10 protein-coding genes are annotated in these 13,971 nt (G+C 73.9%); 6 read left to right on the top strand and 4 right to left on the bottom strand.

Translation table 11 applies throughout. From position 1 onward, the window contains the following. Positions 1–15 precede the first annotated feature (15 nt). From glyS to FQY79_RS09000, 5 genes are all read left to right on the top strand, one after another. A complete protein-coding gene (glyS, locus tag FQY79_RS09020; protein WP_146312599.1) occupies positions 16–2,217 on the top strand; it encodes a glycine--tRNA ligase subunit beta in 2,202 nt (733 codons plus the stop codon). 542 nt (positions 2,218–2,759) lie between these two features. Then, positions 2,760–4,571, top strand: a complete 1,812-nt coding sequence (locus tag FQY79_RS09015) for an autotransporter assembly complex protein TamA (protein WP_146312598.1) — start codon at positions 2,760–2,762, stop codon at positions 4,569–4,571. A gap of 1 nt (position 4,572) precedes the next feature. Next, positions 4,573–8,502, top strand: coding sequence for a translocation/assembly module TamB domain-containing protein (locus FQY79_RS09010; protein ID WP_146312597.1), 3,930 nt, complete (start codon positions 4,573–4,575; stop codon positions 8,500–8,502). 153 nt (positions 8,503–8,655) lie between these two features. After that, the gene (locus tag FQY79_RS09005) at positions 8,656–9,024 is read left to right on the top strand and encodes a response regulator (RefSeq protein WP_146312596.1); all 369 of its coding nucleotides are present in this window, start codon (positions 8,656–8,658) and stop codon (positions 9,022–9,024) included. Positions 9,025–9,055: 31 nt separating this feature from the next. Beyond that, entirely contained in the window at positions 9,056–9,931 is an 876-nt protein-coding gene (locus tag FQY79_RS09000) for a cyclic di-GMP-binding domain-containing protein, MshE-related (RefSeq protein ID WP_146312595.1), read from the top strand. A 213-nt stretch (positions 9,932–10,144) separates the two neighbouring features. Here the strand turns inward: FQY79_RS09000 and FQY79_RS08995 are convergent, their stop codons facing one another. Beyond that, the gene (locus FQY79_RS08995) at positions 10,145–10,714 is read right to left on the bottom strand and encodes a type 1 glutamine amidotransferase domain-containing protein (RefSeq protein ID WP_146312594.1); all 570 of its coding nucleotides are present in this window, start codon (positions 10,712–10,714) and stop codon (positions 10,145–10,147) included. Between the two features lie 180 nt (positions 10,715–10,894). Between FQY79_RS08995 and FQY79_RS08990 the strand changes: the two genes are divergently transcribed. Then, the gene (locus tag FQY79_RS08990) at positions 10,895–11,269 is read left to right on the top strand and encodes a hypothetical protein (protein ID WP_146312593.1); all 375 of its coding nucleotides are present in this window, start codon (positions 10,895–10,897) and stop codon (positions 11,267–11,269) included. 18 nt (positions 11,270–11,287) lie between these two features. Here the strand turns inward: FQY79_RS08990 and ubiB are convergent, their stop codons facing one another. The 3 genes from ubiB to FQY79_RS08975 form a co-directional block, all read right to left on the bottom strand. Then, positions 11,288–12,955, bottom strand: a complete 1,668-nt coding sequence (ubiB, locus tag FQY79_RS08985; protein WP_146312592.1) for a ubiquinone biosynthesis regulatory protein kinase UbiB — start codon at positions 12,953–12,955, stop codon at positions 11,288–11,290. After that, positions 12,952–13,584, bottom strand: a complete 633-nt coding sequence (locus tag FQY79_RS08980) for a ubiquinone biosynthesis accessory factor UbiJ (RefSeq protein ID WP_146312591.1) — start codon at positions 13,582–13,584, stop codon at positions 12,952–12,954. Before FQY79_RS08980 ends, ubiB begins: the two co-directional genes overlap by 4 nt. 140 nt (positions 13,585–13,724) lie before the next feature. After that, positions 13,725–13,883, bottom strand: a complete 159-nt coding sequence (locus FQY79_RS08975) for a DUF1328 domain-containing protein (protein ID WP_027072086.1) — start codon at positions 13,881–13,883, stop codon at positions 13,725–13,727. Positions 13,884–13,971 lie beyond the last annotated feature (88 nt).

Genomic DNA, 13,971 nt, shown 5'->3' with positions numbered 1-13,971 from the left:
ACACAAGGTTGAAGAATGAGCGAACAACTTCCGCTGCTGGTCGAACTGGGCACCGAGGAACTGCCGGTCAGGGCCCTGCCGGGGCTGGCGCTGGCGTTCTTCGACGGCGTGCTGGCGGCGCTGGAGCGGCGCGGCATCGCGGTCGAACGCGGCGACGCCAGGCCGCTGTACTCGCCGCGGCGGCTGGCGGTGCTGCTGCCGGGCGTGGCGGTGGAGCAGCCCGAGCAGTCCTCGGAGGTGTTCGGCCCCTACGTCAACGTCGCCCTCGACGCCGACGGCCAGCCGACCCGGGCCCTGCTCGGCTTCGCCGCCAAGGCCGGGGTGGAATGGACCGCGCTCGAACGCGCCACCGACGCCAGGGGCGAGCGCTTCGTGCTGCGCTCGGTGAAGCCGGGGGCGAAGACCCGCGACCTGCTGCCCGAGGTGCTGGCCGAGGCGATCGCCGCGATCCCGATCCCCAGGCCGATGCGCTGGGGCAACCACGACTACGCCTTCGCGCGCCCGGTCCTGTGGCTGGTGCTGCTGCTGGGCCAGGACGTGGTGGAGGCCGAGGCCTTTGGCGTGCGCGCCGACCGCTTCAGCCGCGGCCACCGCTTCCTGCACGAGCGCCCGGTGTGGATCTCCACCCCGGCCGACTACGTCGACGCGCTGCGCGGGGCCAAGGTGCTGGTGGATCCGGACGAGCGCCGCGCCCGCATCGTGGAACAGGTCGAGGCCGCGGCGGCGGCGGCGGGCGGCCGCGCCCGCATCGACGCCGACAACCTCGACCAGGTGGTCTGCCTCAACGAGTGGCCGCGCGCGGTGTCCTGCGCCTTCGACGAGGAGTTCCTGGCCGTGCCGCAGGAAGCGCTGGTGGCGACCATGGAGGCCAACCAGAAGTTCTTCCCGGTGCTCGACGCCGAGGGCCGGCTGACGTCGCACTTCATCGGCATCGCCAACATCGACCCCAGGGACGACGGCGAGATCCGCAAGGGCTACGAACGCGTGATCCGGCCGCGCTTCGCCGACGCCAAGTTCTTCTTCGTCGAGGACATGAAGCAGGGCCTGGAGTCGATGAACGCGGGCCTGGCGACCGTCACCTACCAGGCGAAGCTGGGCACCGTCGCCGACAAGGTCGCGCGCGTGGCCGCGCTGGCCGAGGCGATCGCGCCGCAGGCGGGCGTCGACCCGGCGCTGGCGCGGCGCGCTGCGCAGCTGTCCAAGGCCGACCTGCAGTCGCGGCTGGTCAACGAGTTCCCCGAACTGCAGGGCATCGCCGGACGCCACTACGCGATGCAGGACGCCGCGCTCGCCGACCTGCCGCACGCGCAGCGCGTGGCGCTGGCCAACGCGATCGACGAGGCCTGGCAGCCGCGCTTCGCCGCCGACGCGATCGCGCCCTCGCCGCTGGGCCGGGTGCTCGCCATCGCCGAGCGCCTCGACACCCTGGCCGGCGGCTTCGCCGCGGGCCTCAAGCCGACCGGCAACAAGGATCCGTTCGCGCTGCGGCGCAATGCGCTGGGGCTGGCGCGCACGCTGATCGAGGGTGGGCTCGACTTCGACCTGCGCGACCATCTCTTGCGGGCACGACGGGCCGCACTCTCCGCCTGCGTCGCGAACGCGGAGAAGGCCGTCGGCGATGCCAAGGGCGAGAAGGAAGCTGCGTCCGCCCGCAAGGCACTCGAAGAGTTCACCGCGCTTCGCGATGGCGACGCGTCTTCGGGCGTCGAGGAACTCTACGACTTCATCCTTGAGCGCCTGCGCGGCTACTACGCCGACAAAGGCGTGCCGGTGCAGCAGTTCAACGCGGTCGCGGCGATGAGGCCGGCCTCGCTGGCCGACTTCGACCGCCGCATCGCCGCCATCGGCCACTTCGCGGCCCTGCCCGAGGCCGAGGCGCTGGCCGCGGCCAACAAGCGCATCGGCAACATCCTGCGCAAGGCGGAAGACCCGATCCCCGAGTCTGTGGACCGCGCGCTGCTGCGCGAGTCCGCCGAGCTGGCGCTCGCGGCCGCCGTGGACGCGGCCATCGCCGACACCGACGGGGCCCTGGCCCGCGGCGACTACGTCGCGGTGCTCGGCCGCCTGGCCGCGCTGCGCCCGCAGGTGGACGCGTTCTTCGACGCGGTGATGGTGAACGCCGAGGACCCGGACCTGCGCCGCAACCGCCTGGCCCTGCTCAAGCGCCTGTCGGCGCGGCTGGGCAGCGTGGCGGCGATCGAGCACCTGTCGGCCTGAGTCGACGCCGGGCACGGCACGCACCGGCCTGCCCCCACCCAACCCTCCCCCGCAGGCGGGGGAGGGCTTTGGCGCGGCGTCCGTCACGGCCCGCATGCGCAGCCGCATGGGGGGCAGCCATGACGACCGCGAGGGACGGCTCCGCCCGCTGTCCACGAGGGCGCCGCGGCGGGCGTGGGAGCTGCGACGCGCACGGCGACGATCCTTCGCTCCCTCCCCCGCTGGCGCGCCCTTGCCGCATGCGCTCGCTTGCCCGCTGCGCTTCCTCGTCGGCCTGCGCCCCCTCCCTCGCCGCACTCCCTCGCCCGCTTGCACTCCCTCGCCCGCTGCGCTCGCTCGCCCGCTTGCGCCCCCTTGCCCGCTTCCGCTCCCTTGCACGCTGCGCTCGCTCCTCCGCTTGCGCTCCCTCCCCCGCTTGCGCTCCCTCCCCCGCCTGCGGGGGAGGGTCGGGGTGGGGGCACCCGCGCGACGCATGCACCTTCCCATCGTTCCAGCCTGGATCCGTTAAACGTCTTTCGACACTGCTTGGGTATCCTCCCCCGATGCGCCTCCCCCACCGCATCGCCGTCCTCGCCCTGCTGGCGCTCCTTGCCTGCGGCGCGGCGCATGCGGTCACCGTCGGCCCGGTCACGATCGTCGGGCTCAACGAGGAGATGGAGGAGAACGTGCGCGTGTCGCTGTCGCTGGTCGACGCGGCCGGGCAGGATGTCACGGGCCGGCGCCTGGGCTACCTGGTGCGGGTCGCCGAGGCCGAGGCGCGCGAGGCGCTGGAGCCGTTCGGCTTCTACTCCCCGGCGATCGAGGTCGAGCGCAACCGCGACAACGGCACCGTGGCGGTCACCCTGCGGATCGACCCGGGCGAACCGGTGCGGGTGCGCAATTCGGACATCGCGATCATCGGCGAGGGCCAGCGCGACCGCTACCTGCAGGACGATCTCGATGCCTTCATCCCCTCCCCCGGCGCGATCTTCAACCACGCCGACTACGAGGCCAGCAAGATCCGCATCAGCCGCCGCCTGACCGAGCGGGGCTATTTCGACGCCGACTTCTCCTCGCGCCGGGTCGAGGTCACCCGCGCCGAACACGCGGCCGACATCGAGCTGGTCTGGACCAGCGGCCCGCGCTACGACATGGGCCCGACCACGATCGAGCAGGAGCGCCCGATCATCCGCCAGGACCTGCTCGAGAAGCTGGTGTACTGGGAGGAAGGCCAGTACTACCACCAGGGGCGCCTCGACCGCCTGCGCACCTCGCTCTCGCGCCTGGACTACTTCGGCGACATCGAGATCACTCCGCATCCGGACCAGGCGGTGGACAACCGCGTGCCGGTGACGGTCAAGCTCACCCCGGCCAAGCGCAGCATCTACACCGCCGGCGTGAGCTACGGCACCGACAGCGGCCCCGGCGTGCGCCTGGGCGTGGAGCGGCGCTACGTCAACACCCGCGGCCACAAGGCGCTGGCGCAGGTGGACCACGCGCGCAAGCGCAAGACCCTGACCCTGCAGTACCGCATCCCCGCGTTCGCCTGGCGCGACGGCTGGTACACGGTCAGCGCCCAGGCCTACGACGAGCAGACCGACTACATCGACACCCGGCGGGTGGAACTGGTCGGCAGCCGCAGCGGGCGCTACAACCGCCACCTCGACCTGGTCGCGTCGGTGCACGTGCTGCGCGAGCGCTGGCTGTACGCCGACGACGGCGTCGCCGGCCGCGCGGTGGACCCCGAATACCGCTATGCGACCTTCACCTTCCCCTCGGTGCGCGCCGACTACCGCAACCTCGACAACCTGGTGTTCCCGCGCAGCGGCGTCGGTGGTTCCCTGGTGCTGCGCAGCGGCGTGGAAGGCGCGGGGTCGGACGCCAGCTTCCTGCAGCTGCACGCGCGTGCGACCACGTTCAAGGGCCTCGGCGACGACGCACGCCTGATCCTGCGCGCCGAGGCCGGCTACACCTGGACCAGCGCCCTGGTCGACATGCCGCCGAGCCTGCGCTTCTACGCCGGCGGCGAGCGCAGCATCCGCGGCTACGAATGGCGCGAGGTGGGCCCGCGCCTGACCCGCTACGAACGCGACGAGGCCGGCAACCTGCACGAGACCGGCTATCTGGCCACCGGCGCGCGCAACGTACTCACCGCCAGCATCGAGTACGAGCGCTACTTCCTCGAGGACTGGGGCGCGGCCGTGTTCATCGACAGCGGCAGCGCCTTCGACGACCGGCCGGACTGGCACACCGGCGTGGGCGTCGGCCTGCGCTGGCGCTCGCCGGTGGGGCCGCTGCGGCTCGACATCGCGCGCGGACTGGACGACCCGGACTCGGCGTTCACCGTCGGCCTGAGCATCGGCACGGAGTTCTGAGATGGCCCTGCGACGCCAGCCGCGGCTGCCCGACGACATCACGCCCGAGGAGCGCGAGCGCCGCATCGCCGAGCTGCGCGAACGCCGGCGGCGGCGCATGCGCGTGCTCGCGGTGCGCAGCGCGATCGGCACCGCGGCGCTGCTGGTGCTCGGCGCGGCGCTGCTGTACTGGCTGCTGGCCACGTTCGGCGGGCGCGACTTCCTGCTGGCGCGCATCGCCGGCCTGCTGCCGGCCGGCACCGAACTGACCTGGTCGGGCGCCGAAGGCCCGGCCTCCGGGCCGCTGGTGATCCACGACCTGCGCTACGTGCAGCGCAGCTGCCCCGACGTCGACGGCAAGCCGGTCGCGTTCGACGGCTGCACGGACCCCGCCGTGCTCACCTTCACCGCGCGCCGGGTGGTGCTGGACCCGCAGATCACGCCACTGGTCGGGCGACGCCTGCGCCTGGACGCGCTGGACGTCGAACAGGCCACGCTCGACCTGCCGGTGACCGACTCGGAGTTCGAGCTGCCGACCTGGCCGGAGGTACTGCCGCGCATCGACCTGCCGCTGGCGCTGGAGTCGGACGCGATCCGGGTCGATGGCCTGCGCGTGACCCGCGCCGGTGCGCCGCTCATCGACATCGCGAGCATCCGCGGCGGCCTCGACGCGCGCCGCGACGACCTGCGCGTGCACCGGCTGGTGGTCGACAGCGACCGCGGCCTGTTCAGCGCCGACGGCCGCTACGCGCCGCGCGACAACTACCGCACCGACCTCGTCGCCACCGCGGTGCTGCCGGCGCCGTTCGCGCGGCCGCGGCCGCGCGTGGGCCTGATCGCGCGCGGCGACCTCGACCACATGGACCTGGCCATCGGCGGCCGCGCGCCCGGCCCGCTGCGCGCGCACGTGGGCCTGCGCGGCAAGCGCTGGACCCTGCGCGCGCGCACCGACGCGCTCGATCCGTCCCTGCTCGCCGGCAGCGGCGAGCCCGGCACGCCGCTGGCGTTCTCGTTCGAGGCCGACGGCCAGGGCGGCGATGCCAACCTGCAGGGCGAGTTGCGCCGCGGCGACCTGCACACGGTCGTGCGGCCGTCGAGGCTGCGCCTGCGCGAGCGGGTGCTGGAGCTGCACCCGCTGGTGGTGGACGTGTTCGAAGGCCGCATCACCGCCACCGGCCGCGGCGACTTCAGCCGGCCCGACGACGACGATTTCCGCTTCACCGTGGAAGCCACGGGCCTGCGCTTCGGCGGCCAGCCGGCGGCCCCGGATCCGCAGCCGGCCGATCCCGCGCCGGCGATCGGCGTGGACGCCGCGCTGGAGATCGCCGGGCGCAGCGCCGACTGGACCGTCTCGGGCACCGGCGACATCCGCCGCGACGACCTGCGCGCCAGCATCGAGCTCGACGGCCGCGGCGACCTCGACCGGCTGGTGCTGCGCACCCTGCGCGCGCAGGCGCCCGGCGGCGCGCTCGAGGCGAACGGCGAGGTGGCGTGGGCGCCGGCGCTGGCCTGGGACATCCAGGCGCGGATGGCGGGCTTCGACCCGGGCTATTTCGTGTCGGGCTGGGACGGCGCGGTCGACGGACGCCTCGCCGGCACCGGCCGGCAGCGCGCCGATGGCGGGATCGACCTGCAGGTCGAGGCCAGCGACCTGGGCGGCTCGCTGCGCGGCCGGCGCCTGTCGGGCCAGGCGCGGTTCGCGATGCAGGGCGCCTCGCCATCGAAGCCTCGCAACGATTTCGAGGGCACGGCCGACCTCGGCCTCGGCGACAGCCGGGTGCAGGCCGAAGGCCGGCTCGACGCGCGGGTCGAACTCGACGCGCGCTTCGCCCCGCTGCAGCTGGCCGACCTGCTGCCCGATGCCGCCGGCAGCCTGCGCGGCACGCTGCGCGCACGCGGCCCGCGCCAGGCGCCCGACGTCGAGGCCGACGTGCAGGGCAGCGGCCTGCGCTGGGCCGGCTACGGCGCGTCCTCGCTTACCCTGCGCGGCCGCCTGCCGTGGTCGCGCGGCGACGGCGCGCTGGTGCTGGACGCGGCCGGCGTGGACGCGGGCCTCGCGCTCGAATCCATCCACGTCGCCGCTGCGGGCGCGGTCGAGGACCTGCGCCTGGAGGCGTCCGCGCGCAGCGGCGCGATCGGCACGCTCGACTTGCGCGGCACCGCCACGCGCCGCGGCAGCGGCTGGCGCGGCGAGGTCTCCACCCTGCAGCTGGCGCCGGTGCGCGGCGCGGCCTGGCGGCTGCAGTCGCCGGCAAGCTACGCGGTGGCCGGCGCCGCGTGGTCGCTGTCGCGCAGCTGCTTCGTCGCCGAGGGCGGCGGCTCGCTGTGCGCGCAGGCGCAGTGGCCGCGCAGCGGGTTGCAGGTCGAAGCGGTGCAGCTGCCGCTGGCCCTGGTCGAGCCCTACCTGCCCGATCGCGAGGGCGGCCGCCGCTGGAGCCTGCGCGGCGACATCGACCTCGACGGCGAGGTGCGCCCCGCCGGCCGTGCCTGGCAGGGCCGCGTGGCCCTGCGCTCGGCCGACGCGGGCCTGCGCAGCAGCCAGCGTTCGCGGCGCGACCTGCTACAGCTGGGCAACCTGCGCTTCGACGCCAGCTTCGATCCGGCGCGGCTGCAGGCCGAGCTCGCCGCGGCCCTCAACGACGACGGCCGGATCACCGCGCGCGTGGCCACCGGCTGGGATCCGGGCTCGCCGCTGTCGGGCACGATCGAGGTCGACACCGACGAGCTGACCTGGCTGGAACTGTTCTCGCCGGACATCGTCGAACCCGCCGGCCGGCTCACCGCCGACCTGCAGCTGGCGGGCACGCGCGCCCAGCCCGCGCTCGCCGGCCAGGCGCGGCTCGCGGACTTCAGCACCGAGCTGCCGGCGCTGGGCATCCTGCTCGAGGAAGGCGACGTGCGCCTGCAGGCGCAGGCCGACGGCAGCGCGCTCATCGCCGGCGAGGTGGGTTCGGGCGAGGGCCGGCTCGCGGTCGACGGCAGCCTGAGCTGGCGCGATGCCAGTGCGCCACTGGTGCTGCGGCTGCACGGCGACGGCGTGCTGCTGGCGAACACCCGCGACCTGCGGGTGGTCGCCGATCCCGACGTGGAGGTGCGCTACGCCGCGCGCCAGCCGCTGCGCGTGACCGGCACGGTCACCGTGCCCAGCGCGGTGATCGACCTGGAGCGGCTGGACCAGGGCGTGTCCGCCTCGCCCGACGTGGTGGTGCTCGACCCGGTCGATCCCGAGCGCGGCGCGGCCTCGCCGCTGCAGCTCGACCTCACCCTGGCCATGGGCGAGGACGTGCGCCTGCGCGGCTTCGGCCTGGACGGCACCCTGGGCGGCAGCCTGCGCGTGCGCGCCCAGCCCGGGCGCGAGATGGTCGGCAACGGCACGCTCGACGTGGGCGGGGTGTACAGCGCCTACGGCCAGCGGCTGCGGATCACCCGCGGCCGCCTCGGGTTCAACGGCCCGGTCTCCGATCCGCTGCTCGACATCCGCGCCGAGCGCAAGATCGAGGCCCATGGCGTCACCGCCGGCATCACTGTCAGCGGGCGCGCCTCGGCGCCACGGGCCGATGTCTGGACCGATCCGTCCAGCGACGAGTCGCAGGCACTGTCCTATCTGGCCCTGGGCCGCCCGCTGTCGAACCTGAGCAGCGCCGAGGGCCAGCAGCTCGACGCCGCGGCCGCGGCGCTCACCGCCGGCGGCAGCATGCTCGCCGGGCAGCTGGGCACGAAGCTCGGCCTGGACGATGCCGGGGTATCCGAATCGCGCGCGCTCGGCGGCAGCGTGCTGGGCATCGGCAAGCAGCTCTCGCCGCGCCTGTACCTGGGCTTCGGCGTCTCCCTGCTCGGCACCGGCCAGGTGCTCACGCTCAAGTACCTGCTGCGCCGCGGCTTCGACCTCGAGATCGAATCGAGCACGCTCGAGACCCGCACCTCGGTCAACTACCGCCGCGAAAGCGACTGAGCCGGGCCCTCCCCCGCTCGCCGGGTCGACCGGCCTGTCGCAGCCGGCGCGCGCCCCCCGCCAGCCGGGCGGTGCTAAAGGAATCGCCCTTGCCTCCGTTACCGATGGAACAAAGGCCCATGCGGGTCCGGGATCGGACCGGGGAGGAGACCGATGACCGCACGACCCACCGTGCTGCTGTGCGACGACTCGCGCGCCCTGCGCATGCTCGCCGCCGGGCAGCTCGAGGAAGCAGGATTCGAGGTGGTCGGCGAGGCCGGCAACGGCGTGCAGGCGCTGGAGCAGTACCGCGCGCTGCGGCCCGACCTGGTCCTGCTCGACCTGGTGATGCCCGAATGCGACGGCCGTCAGGCCCTCTCGCGCATCCTCGAGCACGACCCGCGGGCGCGGGTGGTGATCCTCAGTTCTCTGGGCGCGCAAAGCGACATCGAGCAATGCCTGCGCATGGGCGCGCGCTCCTACCTGCAGAAGCCGATCGATCCCGACGCGATGGAACGCGTGCTGCGCCAGGCGCTGGCCTGAGCGGGCGGGCCGACTTTCATCCGGAGGCGAGATGGCGGCGAAATTCCTGGGCCAGTTCCTGCTCGAACGCGGCGTGATCACCGCGCCACAGCTGCTGGCCGCGATCCAGGCGCAGCGCGCCTCCAACCTCCTGCTGGGCGAGCTGGCCGTGCAGCGGGGCCTGCTCGACGAGGCCCAGGCGCGGCGGATCAACCAGCGCCAGCGGGTGGAAGACCGGCAGTTCGGCGACATCGCGCTGGAACTGGGCCTGCTCGACCAGGCCCAGCTCGACGCGCTGCTCGAGGCGCAGCGGGCCGGCCGCAAGCGGATCGGCGAGGTGCTGGTGGAACAGGGAGCGATCGACCCGGGGCGCCTGGAACAGGAACTGGCCCTGCACCAGGTCGACCGCGAGCACGCACGCAGCACGCTCGACCGGCTGGTCGCCAGCCATCCGCAGGGCGACCTGGCCACGCGCGTCATCGCCCTGTGCACGCGGCTGTTCCCGCGCATGCTCGGCGCGCAGTGCCAGGCCGCCACGGTGCTCTCGCCGCCGCAGCTGGGCATGTGGCCATGTACCGCGCACGTGCGGGTGGAGGGCGCGCATCCGCTGGACATCGGCCTGGCCTGCGACCTCGACAGCGCGCGGGCGCTGGCCTGCGCACTGCTCGGCCTCGCCCCGGCGGACTGCGACGACGCGCTGGCACTCGACGCGCTGGGCGAGATGGTCAACGTGCTGATGGGCTACGCCGTGCGCGAGGTGCTGCCCGACGACGACGCCAGCTACCGCGCGCTGCCGCCCGACCACGCGGTGCCGGCCTCGGCGCTGGCCGCGGACCGCAAGCGCAGCATCGCCGTGCTGCTGGGCTCGCAGCTGGGCGACTTCGTGCTGCTGCTGGCCCGCCCGCAGCCACCCTGCACCGCCCCGTAGGAGCGGCTTCAGCCGCGACCGACTGAGCCCGCTTCGCCTTCCGGCGTGGATGCGCATGCGCTGTCTCGCCGCGCGCAGGTGCGAGGCGCCATCTGCCCCGATCCGCCCGGCCGCGGTCGAAGCGGCGGGCCTGCGGCCGGTGGCTCGCGGCCGTTGCGATCCGCGCGGTCGCGGCTGAAGCCGCTCCTACAGGGGGTGGCGAAGCGGTGGGTGTCAGGCCGCCGAGCGCGACTGCCCGCGGTGCCGGCCCTCGGCAACCTCCTCGACCAGCTTGGCGCAGAACGCGGGCAGGTCCTCGGGCGTGCGGCTGGTGACCAGGCCCTCGTCCACCACCACTTCCTCGTCCACCCACGTCGCGCCGGCGCGCTCGAGGTCGCGGCGGATGTTCGGCACCGAGGTGACGGTGCGGCCGTCGAGCACGTCGGCATCGGCCAGCACCCAGGGCCCGTGGCAGATCGCGCCCACCGGCTTGCCCGTGGCGAAGAAGCCGCGGACGAAGGCCAGCGCGCGTTCGTTGGCGCGCAGGGCGTCGGGGTTGAACAGGCCGCCCGGCACGACCAGCGCGTCGTAGTCGCCGGCATCGGCATCGTCGAGGCCGACGTCGACCTGCACCTGGCGGGCCTTGTCGAAATGTTCGAAGCCCTGCAGCGGGCCGTTCCCGGGCGACACCACGTGGACCGTGGCGCCCTGCGCCTTCAGCGCCTCCAGCGGCTCGAACAGCTCGGACTGCTCGAAGCCGTCGGTGGCGAGGATCGCGACGCGCTTGTCTTCCAGCTGGTTCATCGCACTGCTCCTGGTGGGGGTTGGAGTGCCGCAGCCTAGGCGACGCGGCGATCAGCCGGCGCGAAGGAAACGTGCACGGCGGGTCAAGGCGCCGGCCACGCGCCGCGGCGTCCCGGCGCTGTCCATCGCCGTCCTGGCGTGTACGCTGCGGCCTCGGCGTTCAGACGTGTCCTGGCGAAGGTGACGACCACCCTCTTCCGCAGCGCGCTCGCGACCATGCTGGCGCTGGCCGCCCTGGTGCTGGTCAACCTGGCCGGCGCGCGCGTGTCCGACGCGATCCCCGCGCTCGCCGGCGATGCGCGATTGGCCGCGGACCTGGCCTGGCTGTGGCTGGGCGGACTCGCGGCCGCCTGGCTGGCCGCCGCGCTCGCGCCCGTGGCCAAGGGCCTGCATGTCCTCGTGCTGTTTGCGGCGGTCGGCGTGGTCGCCATCCGCTGGGCGCTGGGTGCGTGGGGCGACTTCCCCGCCTGGTTCACGATCGGCGTGCTGGCCGGGCTGCCGCTGCAGGCCGGCGCGGGCGCATGGCTGGAAAGGACTCGACGACGCGGCGCGTGAGGCGCCGTTGGCGACGGGTCAGCGGCGGGGCAGCGCGGCGCGGATCGCCCACAGGCCGCCGATGCCGGCCACCCATGACGACAGCGGCACGCCGAGGAAGGCGGGGCCGCCGGCCTCGAGCGCGTACAGCACCGCGGCCACGATCAGCAGCCCCACGCCGAGGATCGCGGCCACGATGCTGCGCTGCATGCCGCGCAGCGCGTGGCTGATCGCCACCACGTCCGGCGAGCGCATCTGCAGCTCGTGCCGGCCCTCGACCTGCTGTTCCAGCCAGGCGTGCAGCAGCCGCGGCACCTCGGGCGCGCGGGTCATCATCTCCGGCACCCGGCGGCGGAGCTCGGCGGCCAGCCGCTGAGGGCTGTAGCGCTCGGCCAGGATCCGCTCCAGCACCGGGCGGGCCACCGCCCAGATGTCGATCTTCGGGTCGAGCAGGCGGCCGATGCCCTCGATCGTGAGCAGGGTCTTCTGCATCAGGATCAGCTGCGGCTGCAGGGTCAGCTCGTAGCGGCGCGCGGTGCGGAACAGCTTGCCCAGCACCTCGCCCAGCGAGATCTCCGACAGCGGCCGGGTGAAATACGGCTCGCACACCGCGCGCGCCGCGGCCTCGAGTTCCTCGATCCGGATGTGCGCCGGCATCCAGCCGGCCTCGACGTGCAGCTCCGCGACCCGGCGGTAGTCGCGGTTGAAGATCGCCATGAAGTTCTCGGCGAGGTAGTACTGGTCCGCGCTCGAGAGCTGGCCCATGATCCCGAAGTCCAGGGCGATGAAGCGCGGGTTGTCGCGGCGGTCGGGATCGACCCAGATGTTGCCGGCGTGGGCGTCGGCGTGGAAGAAGTTGTCGCGGAACACCTGGGTGTAGAACACCCGCACGCCCTTGGCCGCGAGCGCCTTGCGGTCGATGCCGGCGGCGTCGAGCGCGGCGATGTCGTCGCTGTTGATGCCGCGCACGCGTTCGAGCGTGAGCACGCGCTGGGTGGTGTGGCTCCAGATCGGCTCGGGCACGTAGAGATCGGGCGAGTGCAGCCAGTTGCGGCGCAGGACCGAGGCGTTGGCGCCCTCGCGCTGCAGGTCGAGCTCGGCCGCCAGCGTGTTCTCGATCTCGGCCACGACCTCGCGCGGGCGGATCTTGTCGGCGTTGGGATGGGTGCGGTCGACCAGCGCGGCGAGGCTGCGCAGCAGGCCCACGTCCTGCGCGATGCGGCGGTCGATGCCCGGGCGCAGCACCTTCACCACGACCTCGCGCGGCGGCGCGTCGCCAACCGGATGCAGGGTGGCGGCGTGGACCTGGGCGATCGAGGCCGAGGCCAGCGGCTCGGTGTCGAAGGAGGCGAACAGGACGTCCACCGGCGCCTGCAGCTCGGATTCCACGATCGAGCGCGCGGTGTCGCCGTCGAACGGCGCCACCTGGTCCTGGAGCAGGGCCAGCTCGTCCACCAGGTCGGGCGGCAGCAGGTCGCGGCGGGTGGAAAGGATCTGGCCGAACTTGACGAAGATCGGCCCCAGCTCCTGCAGCGCCAGGCGCAGGCGCGCGCCGCGCGAGCGCGCGGCGATGTCGCCGGCGGCGCGCGGCACGAACGGCCGCATCAGTTTGAGCCAGCGCTCGGCCGGGGTGTCGTCCAACAGGTCGTCGAGGCGGTAGCGCAGCAGCACCCGGCCGATGCGCGCGGCGCGCAGCAGCGTGCTCAAGCCGGGCTCCCCTGGCGCAGGCGCGCGACCCGCGCGGCGAGCCGGTCGGCGTCCTCGCGCAGCGCGTCGACGTCGTCGAGGAAGGCGTCGAGCTCGGCGCGCGCGACCACGTCGCGCGATTCCTCGGTCACGAATTCGGCCGCGCTGCGGGCCAGGCCCGAGCCCAGCGCGCGCAGCTGGCGCAGGGCGCCGGCGAAGGCGTTGGCCAGCTGCACCCCGGCGACCTCGCCGAACACCGAGACGAACGGCTGCTGCCAGTCCGGATCGAAGCGGGTGGCCAGGCGCTGGAGGTGGCGGGCCAGCTCGGCGTCGCCGGATACGCGCACGCGGCCCGGAGGCGTGGACTCCTCGCGGCGCAGCAACGGCAGCTGGGCGAGCAGGCCGCCCAGGGTGGTGCGCACCGCGAGATCGGGCTCGACCGACTCGTCCACTGGGCCCACCGCCAGGCGCTCGCCGGACACCGTCAGCGACAGGGCCAGCAGGGGCGCTTCCAGCGCGAGGCTGACATGGCGCCCGTCCAGGCGCGCGAGCGCATCGCGCGTCTCGGGGTCCAGTGCCAGCGCGCGGTTGAGGGCGGCTTCGAGCGCGCGCCCGGCCAGCGGCTTGAGTGCGTCGAGGGGGGAAGGCATGGGCGAGGCCATGCCGCATTGTAGCCGCGCGCCGGGCGCCGGCGCGGTCCATGCGGCGGTCGCGGACGGCCGGCGTCGGCCAGACGCAGGAAGGCCCGCCTCGCGGCGGGCCCTCCGGTCCTCGACTGCCCGTGGTGGCGCTAGACGCGGCGGCCGCGCAGCATCGAGACGATGGCCAGGATCACGAACACGACGAACAGGATCCAGGCGATGTTGGTGGCGGCGCCCGCCACGCCGCTGAAGCCGAGGACGGCGGCGATGAGGGCGATGACGAAGAAGATGACGGCGTATCTGAGCATGGGGAGCGTCTCCGGTGCAGCGGCCCGCGGCCGCAGTGATGGTGTGCAGGCGGAACGCTACGCACCGCGCGGTCGTGGGCCGGTGAGC

It is taken from the genome of Luteimonas wenzhouensis (assembly GCF_007859305.1).
Lineage (GTDB): Bacteria > Pseudomonadota > Gammaproteobacteria > Xanthomonadales > Xanthomonadaceae > Luteimonas > Luteimonas wenzhouensis.
This window is presented reverse-complemented; position numbering and strand designations above follow the sequence as displayed.